Origin of the sequence: Microbacterium limosum, assembly GCF_036324365.1 — a bacterium.
In the GTDB taxonomy this organism is placed as follows: domain Bacteria; phylum Actinomycetota; class Actinomycetes; order Actinomycetales; family Microbacteriaceae; genus Microbacterium; species Microbacterium limosum.
This window is the reverse complement of record NZ_CP137080.1, coordinates 1,573,319-1,594,609: the sequence shown is the minus strand read 5'-3', so window position 1 is coordinate 1,594,609 and position 21,291 is coordinate 1,573,319. Positions and strand designations below refer to the sequence as shown.

Sequence of the window (21,291 nt, the reverse complement as noted above, 5' to 3'; positions counted from 1 at the left end):
GATGTCCCGCGAGCATCTCGCGGCAGCGGCGCGGCGCCGCACCGTTGAGGCGACCGAACGCGCGACCCGTGCGGTTGATCAGATGGAACGCCGCCACGACCGGATCAACTTCGTCGCGGTCGCCGAACGCGCTGGCGTGTCCACCGACTTCCTCTACCGGCACACCGACCTCCGGGTCCGGATCGAGCGGCTGCGCGTGCCACGCCCACGCCGGGGAGAACCGGTCCCGGCCACGACGGCAGAGCACATGAGCGCCGCCGTCCGGCAACTCGCTCAACAGCTCAAACGCGAACGTGCCGCACACCGCGAAGAGGTGACCAGGCTTGAGCGCGCGCTCGAGGCAGCGCACGGGGAGAACCTCCAAATGCGCAGACGTCGGGACGGTGGGGTGCCCAGATAGTACTCGCTACGGCACCGTTGGACGCACGCGGCGAAACTTCGTCGTCAAGCTATGGGGCCTTCATGTCAACGTCATGTTCCGGAGGCTCCTCGAGGGCGGCGAACACCTGCAACTGATTGGCCGCTGGGGATGCGGTGAGCATCACCTGGTACCCCGCTCACATCCGCATGCCCGGGCGCCGGGGGGTGCCCCTATGTCTCTTGTCAAGCAGCGAAGGCTGGTCCGGTGAGGCGTGGTTGGTAGAGGGTGCCGTCGCGGAGCATGGCGAACAGGACGTCTGATCGTCGCCTGGCGAGGGCGATGAGGGCCTGGTTGTGGCGTTTGCCCTGGGCGATCTTGCGGTCGTAGTAGGCGCGGGACTCGGGGTCGCGGAGCGCGGCGAAGGCGGAGAGGAACATGGTCCGTTTCAGGATCTTGTTCCCGCGCCGGGATGGATGCTCGCCGCGGATCGAGGTGCCGGAGCGTCTGGTGACGGGTGCGAGGCCGGCGTAGGCGGCGAGGTGTCCGGCGGTGGGGAAGGTCTCGGTGCTGACTTCGGTGAGGAGCCGGGCTGCGGTCCTGACGCCGACTCCGGGCATGCTCGTCAGGACCGGCTGAAGAGGGTGAGCATCGACGATCTTCTCGACCTCGACGGCGATCTCGTCCCGCTGCCGCCGCAACGCGGCGAGCTTCTCGCCGGCGGCGCGCATCGCGGCCGGAGACGGGTAGCGCTGCAGCAGGTCGAGGATCGCCGGGTGATCCAGCCGGCGGTCCGATCACCCGCTCCAGCGCAGGGTGGATCTGCGTGAGCAGGCCGCGGATCCGGTTGGAGACCTGGACGATCTGTCCGGCGAGGTCGTCGTCGAATCCGCAGAGCATCGACAGCTCCGCGACCTGCTCGTCGGCGACCTGGATCGCTCGGAGTGTGTGGGGCATCGTGCGTGCGGTCTCGGCGATGATCGCCGCGTCGCGGGCGTCGGTCTTCGCCTCGCCCGGGTGCAGGTCAGCGATGCGTCGCATCGCCAAACCCGGTAGATACCCGACCAGCGCGCCGACCGCCTGTGCGACCGCGACCGGAAGTGCGCCGATCGTCGCGGGGTGATCCACGACCAGGAGGATCGTGCCGTGTGTCGCGAGCTGGTCGAGCACTCCACGAAGCCGACGTTCGTCGTTCGGCAGCGCCTTGTCGAACAGCCGTTTGCCGGCCCGGTCGAGGGCGACGGCGTGGTGCTCGCCCTTGCCGACGTCGAGCCCGACGAACACGTCAACCTCGTCGTATCTGTCGATGCTGGTGACCACGTTGCCTCCCGTTCGCTCGCGACGGCGTCCGCAGGCGGTGCGTCTCGGCATCCACGTTACGAACGGCCTCGAGCATGCTCGGGTCCAGCCCCTATCAGCGATCACACACCGCCAACCAGGCCCGGTGACAACACCCCCCAGATCATCGAGGACAGGGGGCAGCAATCATGCCGGGCCCGGCAGGCCGTCACCGCCCAGCATGCTCACCAGACGGCTGCGAAGAAAGTAACGGGGGACGCGAGACGCTATGAGGTGTTTGGTCGTCTGAACGCAATAGTAGGGGTTGACATCTCTGCCTGGTCCACTAATCTGATGGTCAGACCATCAACGCAGATTGTTGCCGAACACACCGGAGTGGACCACGTATGAATCTCTATTCGCTTATGCAGCGTCGCGCTGAAGAGGCCGGCCCGATCCGTGTCGGCGTCATCGGTGCTGGCAAGTTCGCGTCGATGTTCCTCACCCAGGCCGTGAATCTTCCGAGCCTGCATGTGGTCGCCGTGGCCGACATCAATGTGCCGAAGGCAATGGATGCGCTCAAGCGCACAGGTTGGCCTGCGGAACGCTACGCCGCGACCAGCCTGCAGCAGGCACTCTCCTCGGGTGGCACGCACGTCACCGACAGTGCGGACTCGCTCCTGGAACTGCCGGAGATCGAGGTCATTCTCGAGATCACGGGGAACCCGATCATCGGGACCTACCACGCACTCCGGGCGATCGACAACGGCAAGCACATCGTCATGGTCAATGTTGAGGCTGACTGCATGGTCGGCCCGATCCTGCAGCGTCGCGCCCAGGCCGCGGGCGTGGTCTACTCCATGGCCTACGGGGACCAGCCCGCGCTGATCTCCGAGCTCGTCGATTGGTGCCGCACTGTCGGATTCGATGTGGTCGCTGCGGGCAAAGGCACGAAGTATCTGCCCGAGTATCACTACTCCACCCCGGATACGGTGTGGGACTACTACGGATTCACCCAGGAACAGCTCGCCACCGGCGACTTCAACCCGAAGATGTTCAACTCGTTCCTGGATGGAACCAAGTCCGCCATCGAGATGGCGGCGGTCGCCAACGGAACGGGCCTCATTCCGCAGGATGAGGGCCTGCAGTTCACCCCGGTGGGAGTGGATGACTTGCCGCAGCTGTTGAAGGAGCGTGAGCGTGGCGGCACGCTGACACGCCGCGGGACTGTAGAGCTCATCTCAAGCCTCAACCGCGACGGCAGCGAGGTCTACCGCGATCTCCGGTGGGGTGTGTATGTGACGTTCGAGGCTCGTACCGACTACGCGGTCCAGTGCTTCGCGGAGTACGGGGTTCGTACTGACGACAGCGGCCGCTACGGCGCGCTGTACCGCCCGTACCACATGATCGGGCTGGAACTGCCGGTGTCGATCGCGTCGGCTGTGCTGCGCGGCGAGCCGACCGGTTCTCCGACCGGGTTCCGTGGAGATGTCGTGTCCACCGCCAAAACTGACCTTCGCGCTGGCGACACGCTCGATGGTGAGGGCGGGTTCACCGTATACGGCAAGCTGGCGCCGGCCGAGATGTCCTTGGCCCACAATGCGCTGCCGTTGGGTCTCGCCCATGGGGCGAAGCTCATTCGCGACGTCCCGAAGGACCGCGCGGTGTCGTGGGACGACGTCGACGCGGACGAGACGCTCCTCGCTGTGAAGGTCCGACGGGAGTTGGAGAACGAGTTCCGGGCGGAGCATCTCACCGCTAGTTCGTAGGCTCGCAAGTCCCGACTATCAACGATCCAAAGAAGGTTCACTGATGCTCTCCAATTCTGAACGCAGCAGCGCCGCCCGTTCGGGTAGCCGCATGATGCACGGCGGGTACGCCTCCGCGAGGCCGCTCACCAGGACGCAGAGCGACTCGTTCAATGCGCTCGTCGACACGTTCATCCCCGCCGAGGACGGCTGGCCTCCCGCCGATGAGCTCTCGCTCGCTGAGCTCGCGGCTCAGTACCTCGTGCCCGATGACGCTGATCTCTCCCTGTACCCGAACTTCCGGGTCAGCGAGTTCTTCGCGCTGCTCGACGAGCGTGTGCCAGGCCTGGCCGACCTCGCGCCGGCTGAGCGGGTGGCCGCGGTGTCCAACTTCGAGGATGAAGATGCGACCACGTTCCGTCGCGTTCTCGACTTCGTCTACTACGTGTACTACGGCCACTCCGATGTGGTGGAACTCATCCGCCAGCGCACGAGATACGGCAAGGACTTCCACGGTCGCCCGCAGCCGATCGGCTATGACGCGGTCCTAGAGAACTGGGGCACGCGCCGCCCATCACCCGATCGCGGCACGTTCATCCCCACGAACGCGGTGCTCCGCGCGCCGCAGGCACGGAAGGCAGGCGCATGACCACTGACCACTTCGACGTCCTCGTCATCGGGTCCGGAATGGGTGGCGGAGCGGTCGCCAAGCGCCTCTCCGACGCCGGGGTTCGCGTCGTCTGCCTTGAGCAGGGCGGATGGCTCGACCCCAGCGTGGACTACTCCCATGAGCTCAACACCTGGGAGCTCGAGAAGCTCCGCGGGTGGTCGTACAGCCCGAATGACCGCCAGCTTCCCGAGGACTACCCGGTCAACGGTCACATCCGCCCGTACCTGTTCAACGCCGTAGGTGGCAGCACGGTCTGCTACGGCGGTCACTGGCCGAGGTACAAGCCCGTCGACTTCCGCAAGGGCACCGAGCATGGACTCGAAGGCACCATCGACTGGCCGATCTCGTACGAAGAGCTCGCACCCTTCTACGACATCAATGACGCCGAGATGGGGATCTCGGGCGTTCCCGGCGATCCCGCGTACCCGGCGCGCCCGAACGCGCCGCGTCAACCCACGACCCGGCCGGGCAAGCTCGGTCTGCGCCTGTCGGAGGGCTTTGACGCCCTCGGATGGCACTGGTGGCCTTCCGATAACGCGATCATCACACAGGCCAAGGATGGCCGTCTCGGCTGCAACGAGTGCGGCGGCTGCCTCTCAGGCTGCCCTCGCGGTTCGCTCGGAGGTGTACACGACGCGTACTGGCCGAAGGCGCTCCGCAACGGGGTCGATCTGCGCACGGGTGCTCGCGTGGAGAAGATCGAGGTCGAGAACGGCCGAGCCACCGGAGCGGTCTACATCGACCTCGCCACCGGTCAGCGGCACTACGTCTCGGCGGACATGGTCGTCCTTTCCGCGAGCGGCCTCGGAACACCCCGCATCCTGCTGATGTCGGAGCAGAAGGGCTTCTCAAACGGCCTCGCAAACGGCAACGACCTCGTCGGCCGCCACCTCATGCATCACAGCTACGCCAACTGCGACGTGTGGTTCGACGAGCCGATCGAAGGGTACAAGGCATCCTTCGGCGCACCGTTCTACTCGCAGGAGTTCTACGACACTGACCCCACGAAGCCGTTCGTCAACGGATTCACGATGCAGGTGGGCCGCTCCTACGGGGCCGCATTCACGGCGACGGGATCCCACACCCGCGAGCCGATCCGATGGGGTGCCGGGCACCACAGCAGGTTCGACGACGACTTCGGCAACCAGATGCTGGTGTACGTGCTCGCCGAAGACCTCCCGGTCTATGACAACAGGGTGCGTCTGGACACCTCGATCACTGACTCGTCGGGGCTTCCCGGACTCACCGTCGACTTCACGCCGCACGAGAACGACATCCTCCTCACCAACTACGGGGTCGAGCGCCTCGAGCAGGTCGCGGCGGCAGCCGGCGCGTCACGGGTGCGGTCGACAGGCCACCAAAACGTGAACCCGGGCTGGCATCTCATGGGGACTGCCCGGATGGGCAACAGCCCAGAGGACTCCACCACGAACAAGTGGAACCAGACGTGGGAGGTGCCGAACCTGTTCGTCGTGGACGGTTCCAGCCTCACCACGGGCGCCGCAGTGAACCCGACCCCCACGATCGGCGCACTCGCCGTGCGCGCCGCCGAGTACATCATCGCCAACGGCGCGCACATCCGATCGCAGAAGGTCACGCCCGCGAACGCGGACGCGCCGGAACTCGACCACAGGAAGGTCACGGTCAATGTCTGACACGATCACGCCGCTCTTGCTTGCGGGGCGCTGGGTCGAGGGATCGGCCGGCGCGTACGACGAGGTCGAGAACCCCTCCACAGAGGAGATCATCGCGCGGGTCTCGACTGCGAGTGAAGACGACGTAGAAGTCGCCGTGACGGAGGCTGCCCGTGCGCAGAAGGACTGGGCGAAGGTGCCCGCAGCAGACCGCGCCGGTGTGCTGCACCGTCTGGCATCGCTCATCGAACGGGACAGTGAGCGCCTCGCCGGGATTCTCGTGACTGAATTGGGCAAACCTGTTCGTGAAGCGCGAGGGGAAGTGAGCGCTGCCGCGGGGTTCTGCCGCTTCTTCGCGGGCATCATCACCACGCAGGGCGGCGAGGTGCTTCCGACGTCCGCCCCGTCCCAGGAGCTGTGGTTGCGACGGGAGCCGATCGGTGTTGTCGCGGGCATCATCCCGTGGAACTTCCCGATGGCTCTGACCACCCGCAAGCTCGCGCCGGCCGTCGTCACAGGCAACGCGATCGTGCTCAAGCCGGCCGAGATCACGCCGCTGTCGGCGCTGGCGATCGCGGAACTCGCAATCGAAGCAGGCGTACCAGCCGGGATCGTCTCAGTACTGCCCGGTCGCGGTTCCATCATCGGTTCCGCGCTGGTGCGCAACCCCAACATCGGGTTCGTCACGATGACCGGCAGCGTACGCGCAGGACGGTCGATCCTCCACAATGCGGCCGACCGAATCATCCCGGTGTCCCTCGAACTCGGAGGGAAGGCGCCGTTCATCGTGTTCGCCGACGCCGACCTGGACGCGGCTGCTGAGGCCGCGGTAGCGACCCGCATGCTCAACAACGGGCAGGCGTGCGTCGCGAACGAGCGAACCTACATTGAGCGGTCGGTGTTCACCGAGTTCACCGACCTCGTCGCCGCGCGGATGGAACACATCGTCCTCGGGGACCCGCTCGAGGAGACGACCCAAGTGGGTCCGAAGGCGTCCGGCAGTGAGCTCGCGAACGTCGAACGAATCGTCGGCGCTGCTGTCGACGCTGGCGCACGCGTGCTCGCCGGTGGGGAGCGCCCCCAGGGTAGCGGCTTCGAGCGAGGCTACTGGTACCGTCCCACGCTCCTCACCGACGTCGCACCCGATTCGCCGGTCATCCGCGAAGAAGTGTTCGGGCCTGTCCTTCCAGTCGTCGCGTTCGACTCCGAAGACGAGGTTGTGGCGTTGGCCAACGACACGACCTTCGGCCTGAGTTCGTACCTGTACACCGAGAACTTCTCCCGCGCGATGCGGATGTCGCATGCACTGCGCAGCGGCGAGGTGTTCATCAATCGTGGGGGCCCTGAGGAAGTGAACGGGTTCCACGGCGGCTGGGGTGAGAGCGGCCTGGGCGGCGACGACGGCGTCCACGGACTAGAGCTGTACCGACGGAAGAAGACCGTGTACGCGGCATGGAGCGAGTCATGAGCGCAGCGTTGACCGCGAAAGGGCTCACAAAGTCCTTCGGCGGCGTCACCGTCGTCCGCGACGTCGACATCGAAGTCCGGCCCGGTGAGGTGCTCTGTCTCCTCGGTGAGAACGGCGCCGGAAAGTCCACCGTCGCGAAGATGCTGTCCGGTGTCGTCCACCCGGACGGGGGCGAAATGTCGATCGCCGGTGAGATCTATGCCCCTGCTACGCCTGCGGCAGCGATCGACGCGGGCGTCGGTCTCATCCACCAGGAAACAAACCTGATTCCGCACCTGTCGATCGCGGAGAACGTGTTCCTGGGACGACAGCCGGTGCGCAACGGGCGCGTGGACATGAAGTTCATGCGGGAAGAAGCCCAGAAGCACCTCGCGCGACTCGGGGCGAATTTCGATCCCGACCTGCCGGTCAGCGCGCTCTCCGTCGCGGGGTTGCAGAAGGTGGAGATCGCGAAGGCGCTTGCACTGAACGCACGATTCCTCCTCCTCGACGAGCCCACAGCCGCGTTGGGGTACGACGACGCCGAGCAGCTGTTCACCGTGGTCGACCAACTAGCCGCGGAGGGAGTCGGGTTCGTCTTCATCTCGCACAGACTCGAAGAGATCGCCCGCATCGGCAGTCGCATCGTCGTGATGCGCGACAGCCGCAGGGTCCGAGACTTCGACACAGCCAGGGTCGACCCGGATGTCCTCGTCGAGGCCATGGTGGATCGACCCATCGATCGAGTGTTCCCCGACCCGCATCCCCACGACGGCAAGGTCGTGCTGAAAGTCGACCGGATCACCCGCAGCGGCTCATTCCGGGACGTCAGCTTCGAGGTGCATGAGGGCGAGGTGCTCGGCATTGCCGGCCTCGTCGGGGCAGGACGCACCGAGATTGCGCGCGCGATCTTCGGTGCCGAACCACCCGAGTCCGGCACGATCCAGCTCGACGGAACCCAACTCAACCTGCACCACCCGTCCGACGCGATCAGGGCCGGGATCGCGCTCGTCCCCGAAGACCGCAAGCAGGAGGGTCTGCTTCTGGGGCAAAGCGTGTCCGAGAACATCATCAGCGCCTCGATGAAGAAAGCGCTGACCAGCGGAATGCTGCTCGGGCCGAAGATTCGCCGCATCGTTGCGGACGCTGCCCAATCGCTTGCGCTGAAGGGGCGCCCGGACCAACCGGTAGGAACACTGTCCGGTGGCAACCAGCAGAAGGTGGTCATCGCGAAATGGCTGCTGACCAACCCCAGAGTGATCATCTTCGACGAACCGACCCGCGGCATCGACGTTGGAGCCAAAGAAGCCGTCTATCAGTTGATCGCGGACCTCGCCGACCGGGGAACTGCCGTGATCGTCATCTCGTCTGAACTCACGGAGGTGTTGGGATTGTCTCACCGAGTAGTCGTTCTTTCCCGCGGCAAAGTCACCGGGATCCTGGATCGCGCAGAAGCCACCCAGGAACGCACCATGGCACTGGCGGTGGCATCATGACCATCACCTCGACCACGGCTGTCCCCACCCAGCCAGACCCCGGGTGGCGTCGAGCGCTTGCCAGCGTGAGGAAGTTCGGAGCAATTGGCCCCCTCGGAAGCCTGATCGTTCTGATCGTGCTGCTGAGTATCCTCTCGCCCTACTTCCTGACGGTGAACAATCTGTTCAACGTCTTCCAGCAGATCACCGTGCTCGCGATCATCGCGCTCGGCGCCACGATGGTCATCATCTCCGGGGGCATCGACCTCTCCGTCGGATCGGTGGCCGCGCTCTCCGGCATGATCGCAGGGGTAACTTTCTCACAGGTCGGACTTCCGATGGCTGTCGCCCTCCTGCTTGCGCTGCTCGCCGGCGCCGCAGCGGGAGGAGCGAACGGACTCCTGATCGTCTACGGCAAAGTGCCACCGTTCGTGGCAACGCTCGCGACCCTTTCGATCGCCCGAGGACTCACCCTCGTGCTCAGCAATGGGCAGCCGATCTCTGGCTTCCCCGACTGGTTCCGAGCACTGACCAGCTTCGACATCGGCGACATCGTCCCCGCGGTCGTCATCCTCGTGCTGGTGCTCTACGCGCTCGGCGCCTGGTACTTGAAGTTCCGCCCCTCCGGACGCGAGATCTACGCGGTCGGCGGAAACGAAGAAGTCGCCCGCCTCTCGGGCATCAACGTCGGCTGGGTCAAACTCCGCATCTACATGGTCGCTGGCGCCCTCGCCGGCCTCGGCGGACTCGTACTCACTTCCCGACTGAACTCAGCACAGCCGACCGCGGGCGCCGGCCTCGAACTCGACGTGATCGCGGCTGTCGTCATCGGCGGAACAAGCCTCAGCGGCGGTGTCGGCACCGTCATCGGCACCCTCATCGGCGCGCTCATCATCGGCGTGCTCCGCAACGGCCTCAACCTGCTGGACGTCTCCGCGTTCTGGCAGCAAGTCGTCATCGGAGCCGTCATCGCGGCCGCCGTAATGATCGACACCCTTGGCCGACACCGTCGTCGCCGACGCACCTGACTCATCCCTTCCGCAACACCATCAAGAGAAAGCAAGGAAGCTATCCCATGAAGATCAAGAAGACCCTGGCGGCGGCCGCCGGACTCGCTGTCGCGGCGACCCTCGCCCTGACCGGTTGCAGCTCCGACGGAGGCGACCCCGGATCGGGCGGCTCGAGCGAGATCACAATCGGCATCTCGATGTCCACCCTGGAGAACCCATTCTTCGGTACCGTCAAGGACGGCGCAGTGGCGAAGGCAGACGAGGACGGAATCCGCACCATCGTCTCCGACGCGCAGAACGACACCCAGAAGCAGCTCAACGACGTGCAGGACATGATCACCAAGGGGGCGACGGTCATCATCCTCAACCCCGTCGAACCCGAGTCCGCAACACCCATCGTGGAACTCGCCAACAGCAACGACATCCCCGTCATCACTGTCGACCGCAGCTCCGCCGGCGGGGACGTCGCGTCCCACATCGCTTCAGACAACGTCGAGGGCGGAAGACTGATCTGCGACTGGCTCGGCAAGAAGCTGAACGGTCAGGGCCAGCTCGCCGTCCTCGAAGGCATCGCGGGAACGTCGCCGGAACTCGACCGCGACAAGGGATGCAAGGAAGCCCTCGCCAACTACCCGGGAATCGAGACAGTTGCCTCGCAGCCCGCGGACTGGGACCGCGAGAAGGGCTACACCGTCACGCAGAACATCCTGCAGGCAAACCCCGACCTGAACGCCATCTTCGGACGCAATGACCTCGCCGCTCTCGGCGCCGTGGAGGCCGCACAGCAGGCAGGTAAGCTCGCCGACATTACTGTGATCTCCTTCGATGGGATCCAGGATGCCCTCGAATCCATCAAGGCCGGGCAGCTGTCAGCGACGGTCGTGCAGGACCCCATCCTGATGGGCGAAACCGCCGTCAACACCGCGGTTGCGCTGGCCGCCGGTGAGAGTGTCGACAAGATCCAGAACCTCGCCGTCAAGGTCGCGGACGCCACCAACATCGACGAGTTCCTCAAGTGACGGAGCGGAGGGGCTCCGCACCCGCGGAGCCCCTCCGCCAAACAGATTGGATGCCGCCATGGCCAATGACGACTGGCAACCGGTCCAGCGGGTCCGCGCGCACGAACAGGTGATGGCACAGATCGAGGAACGCATCCTCGAGGGACATCTGGCGGCAGGCGATCATCTCCCCAACGAACGCGACCTGTCAGTCATGCTCGGCGTATCCCGCGCATCCTTGCGCGAATCGCTCCGAGTGCTGGAAGCCCTTGGCATCGTCGAGATCCGGCGCGGCGGCGAAGGCGGTGCCATCCTCCAGGGGACACCAGGATCCGGGTTCGTCAATCTCCTCAAGTTGCAGCTCGCGCTCGGCCAGTTCGATCAAACCGATGTCCTCGAAACCCGCATCGCATTGGAAACCTGGAGTTGTCGAGAAGCAGCGGAACGATCCACCGCCGATGACCACGCCGCGCTGGTCGACATCCTCGATCGAATGGATCACGAAGACATCAGCACTGCCGAATTCAACTCGCTCGACGCCGCATTCCACGTCCGTATCGCCGAGTCCACCGGCAACGCGCTGTGCGCACACCTGATGCAATCTCTTCGCACCGCCATCAACCGTCAGATGATCGAGGCATACGCAGACCTCCCGGACTGGCAGGCAACCGCAAGAATCGTCCGCCGCGAGCACCGCGCCATCCTCGACGCACTGCTCAGCCGCGACCACGACGCGGCGGCAGAACGCGTACACAAGCACATCACCGACTTCTACGAACTCGGGGGCATCGAACTACGCCCCCGCGAAACGTACCGAGTGTCACGGAGCAACGAGTGAAGACACTAGTCCTAGACGACGACCCGACCGGGACGCAGTCCGCCACCGACGTCCGCGTGCTGATGACGTGGGACTCAGATCGCATCCGGGACGCACTGGAGCACGCCGACAGCGTGTATCTGCAGACCAACTCGCGCGCACTCGATGAAGCGTCTGCCGTTGCCCTGGCAAACCAGATCCGCGGTGATCTGAGCGCCGCGCTACCGAACACCCCCGTCCGCATCGTCCTTCGCGGCGACTCGACCCTGCGAGGGCATGTCTTCGCTGAAACCGAGCAGTTCATGACCCCAGACGCGGTCATGCTGTTCGTACCCGCATTCCCCGCTGGCGGGCGCACCACCCGCAACGGGATCCACTACGTCGCCATCGACGGGGCGGAAGTGCCCGCGAGCGAAACTGAGTATGCGGACGACCCAGTCTTTCCGTTCCACAGCTCCGGGCTGGAACAATATGTACGCGAGAAGTCCGACCGCACTCCGGTGGCAATTCCGCTGGAGTCAGTACGCTCGGGTGGGGATAGCCTGACGGACGCGATCCTGGCCGCACCACCGGGCAGCGTCATCGTTCCTGACGCTGTCACGGACGCCGACATCACGGCAATTGCCCGTGCCGCGGAGGCGGCCGAGCTCCGCGGGCGCGAGATCATCGTGCGCTCGGCGGCACCACTGGCGGCCGAACTCGCCGGCGTACGCAGTCAAGGCCTCTTGGATGGCCCGATTGCAGACCGTGGGTCGCGAGTACTCGTCGTATGCGGTTCCCACACCGGAGGCGCCACGGGACAACTCGCGGCACTTGCGCAGGAGTTCGGGGAACCAGAAGTCCTCGATACCGACGATGCCCTCGCCGATCCTGACGGGGCGGGTCATGCGCTGGCAAACCGCGCGCTCGCACGTGATATTGACGTGACAATCATCTCGTCTGAACGCAACCGCCGTGGCACGGACAACGGACTCCACCACGGGGAGAGGGTCATGCGCGGGCTAGTCCACGCTGCACGCGAAATCGTACCGAGGGTCGATGTCGTCGTCGCCAAGGGCGGCATTACATCGGCAGAGATCGCTCGAAGCGCGCTTGGCGCCTCAAGTGCCCGGGTCCTTGGGCAGATCTTGCCCGGCGTTTCTCTCTGGCAGCTGAGCGCCTTTGACGGGCGAGAACGGCTGTACGTCGTTGTGCCGGGTAACGTCGGCGCCTCCGATACTCTCCTGCGCGTCATGCGCGCGCTCGGTCGATGAATCAACCCCACAGAGCTGGAGCCCAATGATGCAGACAGACCCCATCACGGTTCTCGCGATCTTTACACCCGCTCCCGGTGCGCGCAGCCAAGTGCTGGAAGTGATGAGGAAGTACATTCCACGGGTCCATGGCGAGCAGGGTTGTGACCTCTACTGCATTCAGGAGGAAGAGAAGACCGGGCGGATCGTGATGTTCGAACGGTGGGCAAGCGAGCATGACCTCGACCTTCACTCGCAAGGCCGAATCGTTGATGAGCTGAACCGCGCGCTCGATGGCTTGCTCGTCGGCAGCCCCGAGGTCACCCGTTTGTGGCCGATTCCCATTGGTGACCCGCAGCGGGGCGTGGTGCGGCCAGCTTATTAGCGCCACAGCAGTCTCTCGTACTCGTAGCGCCGGTATCGGCAATCTCGCTGGGAGCAGGGGGTCCAACGACGCATGGATGTGACGTGACGTCAGACGCGCTCAGAGAGGCATCCATCCTCATCGTTGGCCCCGAGCAGGATTGGGGGTTGCCAGAGAGAGCCGGAACGCTCGATGCAGCTTGAATGTCGACGCCATCGCGTCGACGAGTGCCCTGCGCGATCGTCTCTATCGCGCAGGGCACTCGAAGATAAGATGTGGTCGAACTGCTGCGCAAGCGCGGGGTCGACGGGGACCATGCGCCCACAATCGACCTGCACCCACCCCGATCCTCGGCGCGATAAGCAGGCTCATAGGGAGCGGACTCGTCGCTGTCAACGCGATCGACCGCGCATGATGGAGAGGTGTTGATCCTCCGTGCCACGAAGAAGCTCCGTGACAAGATCGGCGGTGTCGCGCCCACCGACGAAAAGGAGTCGACGACGATGCTCGGCGACTGGTACGGGAATCTCATCGCGTGGCGTCGACCGCTGGTGCTTCTCGTGAACGCCCGGACCCTGCTGCCCGTGTTCGCGCCGCTCGCCCCCGCGAAGACGCTCACGGACCGCGTTCCGGACGTCGTGGCATCCGCACTCCGCGATCACGGCGTACCCGAGCAAGTCATCGATCACGAGCACGCCCGGATGCGCGACATCAGGGTTGCGCCGACGGCAGACCGACAGGTCGTCGGGGTGATGAACGAGTTCATCTTCCTCGCGGGTCACCGCCGCGAGCGCACCGATGATCTGCGCGAGCTATCCATGATGTCCGCACACACGCCATGCGGCCCGCTCCGCACCAGCCACACGTACCCTGATCGCGAACTCCGCGCGTTCCTCTCATCGCTGACGAGCGGGAACTGACGACTGCGTTCACACGTACGCGGACTCATCCGCGTCGTACGCGACATCCTGATCGAACGCTTCCTGTTCCGCCTGCCGACGAGCGACATCCGCGATGACGAACGCCAGAGGTCGCAGGTTCAAATCCTGTCCCCGCAACGAGAAGAGAAGGCCCCTTCACCAGAAATAGCTGGTGAAGGGGCCTTTTCTCATTGTCCCCGTCTTGCGGCTGGATCGTTCCGTCCGCGTCGGGCAGGGCCGCGTCCCCGCCCGAGTTGTCCGCGCCGCGCCGCACCGCGAGGATGGGCGTATGAGTGCCGCGCAGGATGCCGGGGCGGGGTCTTTCGGCCGGAGACGCCGCGATCGTGCGCGCACCGACGACATCGCCGACGGACGGGACGAGACCGAGACCGAGCGGTACGACCGCAACTGGATCGAGCTGCTCCAAGAGCTGCGCGTGCTGCAGACGGGAACCCAGATCCTCACCGGATTCCTGCTCGCACTGGCCTTCCAGCCGGCCTTCGGAGATCTGACGGGCGGACAGCGTGCGTTCTACCTCTTCCTCATCGTCGCCGCGGCGGTCAGCACGATCATCGCCCTCGCACCCGTCGCCCTTCACCGCGTCCTGTTCCGCCAGCACGAGAAGAAGCGCATCGTCGGATACGGACACGCCGCGCTGCTCACGGCGCTGATCACGGTGTCGGTGCTGGTCGTGGGGGTGGTCGCCTTCGTGTTCGACGTCGTCGTCGGTGAGGCGGCAGCTCTCGTCGCCGCGGCCGGGCTCGGTGCGACGATCGTCGTGCTCTGGATCGTCGTTCCGGTCGTCTGGCGCGTGCGCGGCGGGGGGTCTTCGACGTGAACTCTCCGACACACGACGGCACGCTCGGCCTCGCCGTCGCGCAGTTCGCACCGACCGACTCCCGGCCGGAGAACATCGCCACGGTGCGGGAGCTGACCGAACGCGCGGTCGCGCGAGGAGCGCACGTCGTGCTCTTCCCCGAGTATTCGAGCTACTTCATCCACCCGTTCGACAGCTCGTTGCGCGAGAACGCCGAGACGCTGGACGGTCCCTTCGTCTCGGCACTGCGCGAGACGGCCGCCGCGACGGGTGCCGTGATCGTCGCGGGGCTCCTCGAGACGGCGACCGACGGCGTACGGGTGCGGAACACCGTCGTCGCGGTGGATGCGACGGGTCTCCGTGCGACGTACCGCAAGACGCACCTCTACGACGCCTTCGGGCAGCGCGAGTCCGACTGGGTGGAGCCCGGTGCGATCAGCGATCCGCAGACGTTCGAGTGCCGCGGCATCCGCTTCGCTCTGCAGACGTGTTACGACCTCCGGTTCCCGGAGGTGACGCGGACGTGCGCGGATGCCGGGGCGCACGTCGTGCTCGTGCCGGCCGAGTGGGTCCGGGGGCCGTTGAAGGAGCACCACTGGCGCACCCTGCTGGCGGCCCGGGCGATCGAGAACACCCTCTTCGTCGCCGCGGCCGATCATCCTCCGCCCCTCGGGGTGGGGCACAGCGGCGTCGTCGATCCCCAGGGGGTGACCCTGGCGGCCGTGGGCACGGCGTCGGATGTCGCGGTCGCCGTCGTCTCGCTCGAGGCGCTCGAGGACGTGCGGCGGGTGAATCCGGCGCTGCAGCTGCGCCGCTACCGCGTCGTGCCTCGCTGAGCGTGCCCGCTCAGGGCCGCAGGCCGGCGAGGGCTGCGCCCGCGCGCCGGAGGACCCCGGGGCGCTTGCACGCGGCGAAGCGCACCATCGTGGCGTAACGGCCCCGGTGCTCCGGCGACACGAACGCCGTCAGGGGGATGGCGACGACCCCTGTCCGCTCGGGGAGCGCCCGGCAGAACGCGACGGCGTCGGTGACACCGAGCGGCGCCGCGTCGGCGACGGTGAAATACGAGCCCGAGGGCACGCCGACGTCGAAACCGGCCAGCCGGAGGCCCGAGCCGAGCAGGTCGCGCTTTCGACGCATCTCGTCGGCGATCCCCGTGAAGAACGCGTCTGGCAGCCGGAGGCCCGCGGCGACGGCCGGCTGGAAGGGAGAGCCGTTCACGTAGGTGAGGAACTGCTTCACGGCGAGGACGGCGGTCACGAGCGGCTCCGGGCCCGACAGCCACCCGATCTTCCAGCCGGTCACCGAGAAGGTCTTGCCGGCCGACGAGATCGTGAGGGTGCGCTCCTGCGCTGCGGGCAGCGTCGCGATCGGCACGTGGGGGGTGCCGAACCGGAGGTGTTCGTAGACCTCGTCGGTGACGACGATGGCGTCATGGCGCTCGGCCAGCGCGACGATGCGCTCGCGCACGTCGGCGTCGAAGACCGCCCCCGTGGGGTTGTGCGGGTCGTTGACGATGATGAGACGCGTGCGATCCGTGACTGCCGACTCGAGCCGATCGAGGTCGGGCTGGAACAGCGGCCACTCGAGGGGGACGGGAACCAGGCGGGCCCCCGCGAGAGCGACGAGCGCCGCATAGGCGTCGTAGTACGGCTCGAAGACGACGACCTCGTCGTCCGGGGAGTCCACGAGCGCCAGCACCGTCGCCGCGAGGGCCTCGGTCGCGCCGGCGGTGATGATCACCTCGCGCTCGGGGTCGAGGTGGACGCCGTAGAACCGGCGCTGGTGGTCGGCCACTGCCTCACGCAGCCGGGGGATGCCGCGGCCCGGCGGATACTGGTTCGCCCCGTCTGCGATCGCCTGGCGCGCGGCCTCGAGGACCTCGGCCGGCCCGTCCTCGTCCGGGTACCCTTGTCCGAGGTTGATCGCACCCGTGCTCGCCGCGAGCGCGCTCATCTCGGCGAAGATCGTGGGCGCCACGACACCGTCGGAGGAGAGCAATCCCGCCCCGCCGGCCGCACGGCGCCAGGCCCCCGGTAGCGTGGTCACATCGCCCGCCTTTCCGGTCCGTCGGGCCGCGCTCAAGGCCAGGCCAACGCGTACGCATAGCCGAAATGGGGCGGCGTCATAAGAATCCCACAGGATCGCGCGGGATGGTGAGAGGGCTTTGGACGAAGGAGCATCGATGAGCGAGAACTTGGGCGTCCGCCCCGACGACGACGACCACCACGACACGACACAGCCCGCCGCGCACGAGGAGCAGGGCGCCGGCGCCACAGACGCGGAGCGAGTGCCTGCCTCGGCGCACGCGAACGCGGCCCCGACCGCTCCGGCTGCGCCCTACTCCGGCACCGCCTACCCCGAGCGTCCGCCGCTGCCGCCTCAGGCCGCGACGAATCCCACCCAGCCCACCGTTCCCCTCTCCGGTTCGTTCGGCCCCGCCGCCGCGCCGCCGCGACGCGCCTCGGGCGCAGCGAAGGTCGCGGGACTCATCGTGGCCGCCGCGCTCGTTGGCGGCGCCGCGGGGCTCGGCGGCGCGTATGCCGGATCGCAGCTGTGGAATCAGCCCGCGACGACCGTGGCCACCGGGGGAGGTGCCGTCACGATCAACAACACGGAAGACGTGACGGAGGCGACGGCGATCGCCGCCAAGGTCCTTCCGAGCGTCGTGACGATCGAGGTAACTTACGGCAGCTCGGGCGGAAGCGGCTCCGGTGTCATCCTCAGCGAGGACGGCTATGTCGTCACCAACACGCACGTCATCACCCTCGACGGTGCTGCGGACGACCCGACGATCCGCGTCACGACCTCGGATGGTCGCATCTTCGACGCGGAGGTCGTGGGGACCGACCCGATGTACGACCTCGCGGTGATCAAGCTGGTGGATGCCGAGGGCCTGCAGCCGATCGAGTTCGCCGATTCCAGCGAGCTGAACGTGGGCGATCAGACGGTGGCCGTCGGCGCACCCCTGGGCCTGTCGAACACCGTCACGACGGGCATCGTGAGCGCCCTGAACCGCAGCATCGAAATCGCCTCCGCCGCCGTGCCCGAGTCCCGCGGCGATGCCGAGGAGGACGAGGAGGACGGGCAGTCGCAGAGCCCGTTCCAGTTCGACATCCCCGGCCAGCAGCAGCGCACCGGAGCGGGCGAAACGATCAAGATCTCGGTCATCCAGACCGACGCGGCGATCAATCCCGGCAACTCCGGAGGCGCCCTCGTCGACAGCGACGGCGCTCTGATCGGGATCAACGTCGCCATCGCCACGGCGGGTTCGTCGTCCGGCTCGGGATCGATCGGCGTCGGCTTCTCGATCCCGTCGAACATCGTCCAGCGCGTCACCGACGAGATCATCGAGGACGGCGAGGCCACGCACGGCCTCCTCGGGGCGACCGTCCTGTCCGCCGCGGCGGTGGAGGACGCCGAGATCTCCGGGGCCTACGTCGACTCCGTGACCGAAGGCGGCGCGGCCGAGCAGGCGGGTCTGCGGGCCGGCGACATCGTGACGGCGCTCAACGGCGTCCCGGTGGCCGATTCGATCGATCTGACGGCGCTCGTCCGGGCCGAGGCGGCCGGTGCCGAGGTGACCGTCACCTTCGTCCGGGATGGCGCTGAGAAGACCGTCGAGGCGACACTCGGCGCGCTCGACTGACACGACGACGCACGACGAAGCGCCCCGCACACCTCGCGGGGCGCTTCGTCGTGCGCCGCGAGGAGACGCCATCGCGCGATAGGCTCGCCCGGAGAGGAGGGATCGTGGCGCCATTCTCGTTCGGCGCGGGAAACGTCGCCAAGCTCGTCCGCATCCCGCTCTACGTGTTGGGCCATCTCGCAACCCTCGTCATCCCGCGTGCGCGTGGGCGCTGGGTCTTCGGCTGCGGCGTCGGCGTCGCGGATGGGGCGCTCGCTCTCTGGCGCGTCGCCGCCCCGCAGACGCGGAGCTCGATCTGGCTGACCGGTTCCGCTCGCGACGCGGCGGAGGCGGACGCCCTCGGCATCCCGCACGTTCCCGCGGTCTCCCTGCGCGGGTTCTGGGCGACCGCGCGGGCGCGGGTCATCGTCGTCACCCACGGCTTCGGTGACGTCAACCGGTATGCGGTGGGAGGAGCGTTCGTCGTGCAGCTGTGGCACGGCATCCCCCTCAAGCGCATCGGCGCCGATTCGCCCGCCACGGTGCGAAGCTCCCTGCTGCCCGACTCCCGGGCCCTCCGCCGCCTGATCGGCGCGCTCTACCGCGCCACGACGTCCCAGATAGACCTCCTTCCCGCGGCATCCCACCTCGTGCGCGGTCGCCTCGAGTCGGCGTTCACCCTCACGGATGCGCAGGTTCCGGTGACCGGGGAGCCGCGCACGGACGTGCTCTCGCGGGGCGACGTCTCCGAGCGCCGTCGCGCCGCGGCGGCGACGCTCCGGGCCGCGATCGGCGACCTCCCGACCCCGGCGACACGTCTCGTGCTGTACGCGCCCACCTGGCGCGACGGCGCGCCGGACCCCGCGATACCCTCGCCGGACCAATGGTCGCGCCTTTCCCGCCTTCTCGACGAGCAGGACGCGCTGCTGTGCATCCGCTCCCACCCGCTGGGGGCGGGGGAGTACCGCCCCGCCGTCCCCTCGCCGCGGATCCGGGCGCTCGGTGCCGACGTGGTGAGGGATGTGACGCCGGTGCTGCCGGCATTCGACGCGCTGGTGACCGACTACTCCTCTCTCGCGTTCGACGCGGGGCTGCTCGGGCTCCCCGTCGTGTACCTGGCGCCCGACGTCCGCGAATACGCACGCGACCGCGGCTTCTACGGCAGGTACGAGGATGTCGCGGGCACGGACTGCGCACGCGATTGGGACGAGACCGCCGACCAGTTGCGCGCGCTGCTCGTCGACAGCGCCGAATGGGAGCGTCGCGCGCGCCGGTCGGCGGAGCTCAGCGAAAAGGTGCACGCCTATCGAGACGGTCGGAACGCCGAGCGCGTCCACCGTGCCATCCTGAGACGGGAACCGCTCGCCACGACGCGTCCCGCCGCTGCGGAGAGGACACCATGACGACCGTCTCGTTCACCACTCGGGACGGTGTCCCCTCGCTGGAGCTGACGGGTGCGGGGGAGCGACCCTCCGCCGTGAGCCTCGAGGGCGCACGCGCGCGCATCGACGCGGTGCTGACCGGAGGCGGCAAGACGTGGCGGGCGCGTCTGGTGCTGCACACGCGCCGGTGGGGCAACCCGTCGCTTCCCGTGCCCTCGGGACGGTACCGCCTCGTGGTGGACGGTGCGGAGGCGCCCCGCGACTCGCTCGAGACCCAGGGCTTCGAGATGCTGCGCGCGTCCTTCGACGGCGGCAGCGGGGTGGTGGAGGTGGGTCCGCCCCAGGATCCGGACGAGCTCGCCCCCCAGGGCCCGGCAGCCGTCGCGGCGCGCCGCGCGGCCGCGGGGGAACCGCTCGAGGATGCCGTGTTCTTCGAGAGCTTCTACGGTCGCAATGCGTCGTGCAACCCCCTCGCGCTGGACCGGGAGATCGCGCGCGTGGCGCCGCACGTACCGCGCTACTGGAGCGTGGTCGACCTCTCCGTGGCCGTCCCCGAGGGCGCCACGGCGCTGGTGGAAGGCTCCGCGTCGTGGTGGCGGGCGCGGGCGACGTCCCGGCTGCTGGTGGTCAACGACTGGCTGCGGCACGGCTTCCGGGCCCGTCCTGGGCAGCACGTGCTGCAGACGTGGCACGGGACGCCGCTCAAGCGACTCGCGTTGCACCGCCCCGGGTTCGATCCCCGGCGGATGGCCGCCGTGGTGAGGGAATCCCGGCGGTGGAGCATCCTGCTCGCGCAGAATCCCTATGCGGCGCGGATCCTGCGGAAGGCCTACGCGTTCCTCCGGCGTCCCATCTGGGTGGAGGGCTACCCGCGCAACGACGTCCTGACGACCCACGGGCCGGGCGGTTCCGGCGCGAGGGGGCCGGCCGCCGCGGTCAGGCGCGGGCTCGGGATCGGCGACGGGGAGCGCGTGCTTCTCTACGCCCCGACGTGGCGCGACGACCGCGAGCTGATCGTCGACTTCCTGGACCCGCAGCGGCTGGCAGAGGATGCCGATGCCGTCGTCCTCGTGCGCGGGCATTCCCGCACGCTCCTGCCCGGCAGCGACGTGGCGGGTCCTCGCGTCATCGACGTCACCGGGTATCCCGATGTCTCACGCCTCGTCCTCGCGTCCGATGCGCTCATCACCGACTACTCGTCCGTGATGTTCGACTACTCGGTCACCGGCAAGCCGATCTACTTCTTCGCTCCTGATCTGGACCACTACCGCGGGCGGCTGAGGGGCTTCTACTTCGATCTCGCCGAGCGCGCACCGGGACCGGTCGTCAGCACGCACGGCGAGCTCGTCGACGCTCTGACGGATCCCGCCGTCACCGAGGTCTTCTCCGCGCGATACGACGCGTGGCGTGCGGTGTTCAACGCCCGGGACGACGGGCGCGCCGCCGAGCGGGTCGTCGCGCGTCTCCGCGATCAGGGTCTCCTCCGCGGCTGACGGCTCCATCTGCGCCTTGT

At 67.3% G+C, this 21,291-nt stretch carries 18 protein-coding genes and 1 pseudogene; 17 read left to right on the top strand and 2 right to left on the bottom strand.

All coding sequences use genetic code 11. The features are described 5' to 3' along the window. Nucleotide 1: 1 nt before the first annotated feature. Nucleotides 2–400: a DUF6262 family protein gene (locus RYJ27_RS07760; protein ID WP_330172017.1), complete on the top strand. Its 399-nt coding sequence runs from the start codon at nt 2–4 to the stop codon at nt 398–400. A 203-nt stretch (nt 401–603) separates the two neighbouring features. On the opposite strand, the pseudogene RYJ27_RS07755 reads toward RYJ27_RS07760, so the two are convergent. After that, nucleotides 604–1,729: pseudogene (locus RYJ27_RS07755) on the bottom strand (IS110 family RNA-guided transposase). Between the two features lie 314 nt (nt 1,730–2,043). On the opposite strand from RYJ27_RS07755, the gene RYJ27_RS07750 reads away from it, so the two are divergent. The 13 genes from RYJ27_RS07750 to RYJ27_RS07690 all read left to right on the top strand — a co-directional run bounded on the left by RYJ27_RS07750 (nt 2,044) and on the right by RYJ27_RS07690 (nt 15,604). Further along, complete coding sequence (locus tag RYJ27_RS07750) at nt 2,044–3,405, top strand: NAD(P)H-dependent oxidoreductase (protein WP_330169760.1); 1,362 nt, start codon at nt 2,044–2,046, stop codon at nt 3,403–3,405. Nucleotides 3,406–3,448: 43 nt separating this feature from the next. Next, the gene (locus tag RYJ27_RS07745; protein WP_330169759.1) at nt 3,449–4,033 is read left to right on the top strand and encodes a hypothetical protein; all 585 of its coding nucleotides are present in this window, start codon (nt 3,449–3,451) and stop codon (nt 4,031–4,033) included. Next, nucleotides 4,030–5,709: a GMC family oxidoreductase gene (locus tag RYJ27_RS07740; RefSeq protein WP_330169758.1), complete on the top strand. Its 1,680-nt coding sequence runs from the start codon at nt 4,030–4,032 to the stop codon at nt 5,707–5,709. The genes RYJ27_RS07745 and RYJ27_RS07740 overlap by 4 nt, the downstream gene beginning before the upstream one ends. Next, complete coding sequence (locus tag RYJ27_RS07735; protein ID WP_330169757.1) at nt 5,702–7,156, top strand: aldehyde dehydrogenase family protein; 1,455 nt, start codon at nt 5,702–5,704, stop codon at nt 7,154–7,156. The genes RYJ27_RS07740 and RYJ27_RS07735 overlap by 8 nt, the downstream gene beginning before the upstream one ends. Further along, nucleotides 7,153–8,631: a sugar ABC transporter ATP-binding protein gene (locus tag RYJ27_RS07730; protein WP_330169756.1), complete on the top strand. Its 1,479-nt coding sequence runs from the start codon at nt 7,153–7,155 to the stop codon at nt 8,629–8,631. The genes RYJ27_RS07735 and RYJ27_RS07730 overlap by 4 nt, the downstream gene beginning before the upstream one ends. Next, on the top strand, nt 8,628–9,638 hold the full coding sequence (locus RYJ27_RS07725; RefSeq protein WP_330169755.1) for an ABC transporter permease: 1,011 nt from the start codon (nt 8,628–8,630) through the stop codon (nt 9,636–9,638). The genes RYJ27_RS07730 and RYJ27_RS07725 overlap by 4 nt, the downstream gene beginning before the upstream one ends. Before the next feature lie 47 nt (nt 9,639–9,685). Further along, the gene (locus RYJ27_RS07720) at nt 9,686–10,639 is read left to right on the top strand and encodes a substrate-binding domain-containing protein (protein WP_330169754.1); all 954 of its coding nucleotides are present in this window, start codon (nt 9,686–9,688) and stop codon (nt 10,637–10,639) included. Nucleotides 10,640–10,697: 58 nt separating this feature from the next. Then, nucleotides 10,698–11,456, top strand: coding sequence for a FadR/GntR family transcriptional regulator (locus RYJ27_RS07715; protein ID WP_330169753.1), 759 nt, complete (start codon nt 10,698–10,700; stop codon nt 11,454–11,456). Continuing rightward, nucleotides 11,453–12,688, top strand: a complete 1,236-nt coding sequence (locus tag RYJ27_RS07710) for a four-carbon acid sugar kinase family protein (RefSeq protein WP_330169752.1) — start codon at nt 11,453–11,455, stop codon at nt 12,686–12,688. Before RYJ27_RS07715 ends, RYJ27_RS07710 begins: the two co-directional genes overlap by 4 nt. 25 nt (nt 12,689–12,713) lie before the next feature. Continuing rightward, on the top strand, nt 12,714–13,052 hold the full coding sequence (locus tag RYJ27_RS07705) for a putative quinol monooxygenase (RefSeq protein ID WP_330169751.1): 339 nt from the start codon (nt 12,714–12,716) through the stop codon (nt 13,050–13,052). Nucleotides 13,053–13,453: 401 nt separating this feature from the next. Further along, nucleotides 13,454–13,951 (top strand): DUF6933 domain-containing protein, encoded by a 498-nt coding sequence (locus RYJ27_RS07700; protein ID WP_330169750.1) that lies wholly within the window; start codon nt 13,454–13,456, stop codon nt 13,949–13,951. A gap of 289 nt (nt 13,952–14,240) precedes the next feature. Beyond that, complete coding sequence (locus tag RYJ27_RS07695) at nt 14,241–14,789, top strand: DUF6328 family protein (RefSeq protein ID WP_330169749.1); 549 nt, start codon at nt 14,241–14,243, stop codon at nt 14,787–14,789. After that, complete coding sequence (locus RYJ27_RS07690) at nt 14,786–15,604, top strand: carbon-nitrogen hydrolase family protein (protein WP_330169748.1); 819 nt, start codon at nt 14,786–14,788, stop codon at nt 15,602–15,604. The genes RYJ27_RS07695 and RYJ27_RS07690 overlap by 4 nt, the downstream gene beginning before the upstream one ends. A 10-nt stretch (nt 15,605–15,614) precedes the next feature. Here RYJ27_RS07690 and RYJ27_RS07685 read toward each other — a convergent pair whose 3' ends face one another. Next, nucleotides 15,615–16,817, bottom strand: coding sequence for an aminotransferase class I/II-fold pyridoxal phosphate-dependent enzyme (locus RYJ27_RS07685; protein WP_330169747.1), 1,203 nt, complete (start codon nt 16,815–16,817; stop codon nt 15,615–15,617). A 136-nt stretch (nt 16,818–16,953) separates the two neighbouring features. Here RYJ27_RS07685 and RYJ27_RS07680 point away from each other — a divergent pair, with 136 nt between their 5' ends. The 3 genes from RYJ27_RS07680 to RYJ27_RS07670 all read left to right on the top strand — a co-directional run bounded on the left by RYJ27_RS07680 (nt 16,954) and on the right by RYJ27_RS07670 (nt 21,271). After that, nucleotides 16,954–18,417, top strand: a complete 1,464-nt coding sequence (locus RYJ27_RS07680; RefSeq protein WP_330169746.1) for a S1C family serine protease — start codon at nt 16,954–16,956, stop codon at nt 18,415–18,417. Between the two features lie 104 nt (nt 18,418–18,521). Continuing rightward, on the top strand, nt 18,522–19,799 hold the full coding sequence (locus tag RYJ27_RS07675; protein WP_330169745.1) for a CDP-glycerol glycerophosphotransferase family protein: 1,278 nt from the start codon (nt 18,522–18,524) through the stop codon (nt 19,797–19,799). Next, entirely contained in the window at nt 19,796–21,271 is a 1,476-nt protein-coding gene (locus RYJ27_RS07670; protein ID WP_330169744.1) for a CDP-glycerol glycerophosphotransferase family protein, read from the top strand. The genes RYJ27_RS07675 and RYJ27_RS07670 overlap by 4 nt, the downstream gene beginning before the upstream one ends. Nucleotides 21,272–21,291 lie beyond the last annotated feature (20 nt).

Coding starts and splice junctions, on each gene's coding strand:
- RYJ27_RS07745 (WP_330169759.1), top strand. CDS start 3,449: ATGCTCTCCAATTCTGAACGCAGCAGCGCCGCCCGTTCGGGTAGCCGC.
- RYJ27_RS07730 (WP_330169756.1), top strand. CDS start 7,153: ATGAGCGCAGCGTTGACCGCGAAAGGGCTCACAAAGTCCTTCGGCGGC.
- RYJ27_RS07670 (WP_330169744.1), top strand. CDS start 19,796: ATGACGACCGTCTCGTTCACCACTCGGGACGGTGTCCCCTCGCTGGAG.
- RYJ27_RS07680 (WP_330169746.1), top strand. CDS start 16,954: ATGAGCGAGAACTTGGGCGTCCGCCCCGACGACGACGACCACCACGAC.
- RYJ27_RS07715 (WP_330169753.1), top strand. CDS start 10,698: ATGGCCAATGACGACTGGCAACCGGTCCAGCGGGTCCGCGCGCACGAA.
- RYJ27_RS07720 (WP_330169754.1), top strand. CDS start 9,686: ATGAAGATCAAGAAGACCCTGGCGGCGGCCGCCGGACTCGCTGTCGCG.
- RYJ27_RS07695 (WP_330169749.1), top strand. CDS start 14,241: ATGAGTGCCGCGCAGGATGCCGGGGCGGGGTCTTTCGGCCGGAGACGC.
- RYJ27_RS07735 (WP_330169757.1), top strand. CDS start 5,702: ATGTCTGACACGATCACGCCGCTCTTGCTTGCGGGGCGCTGGGTCGAG.
- RYJ27_RS07760 (WP_330172017.1), top strand. CDS start 2: ATGTCCCGCGAGCATCTCGCGGCAGCGGCGCGGCGCCGCACCGTTGAG.
- RYJ27_RS07725 (WP_330169755.1), top strand. CDS start 8,628: ATGACCATCACCTCGACCACGGCTGTCCCCACCCAGCCAGACCCCGGG.
- RYJ27_RS07750 (WP_330169760.1), top strand. CDS start 2,044: ATGAATCTCTATTCGCTTATGCAGCGTCGCGCTGAAGAGGCCGGCCCG.
- RYJ27_RS07740 (WP_330169758.1), top strand. CDS start 4,030: ATGACCACTGACCACTTCGACGTCCTCGTCATCGGGTCCGGAATGGGT.
- RYJ27_RS07705 (WP_330169751.1), top strand. CDS start 12,714: ATGATGCAGACAGACCCCATCACGGTTCTCGCGATCTTTACACCCGCT.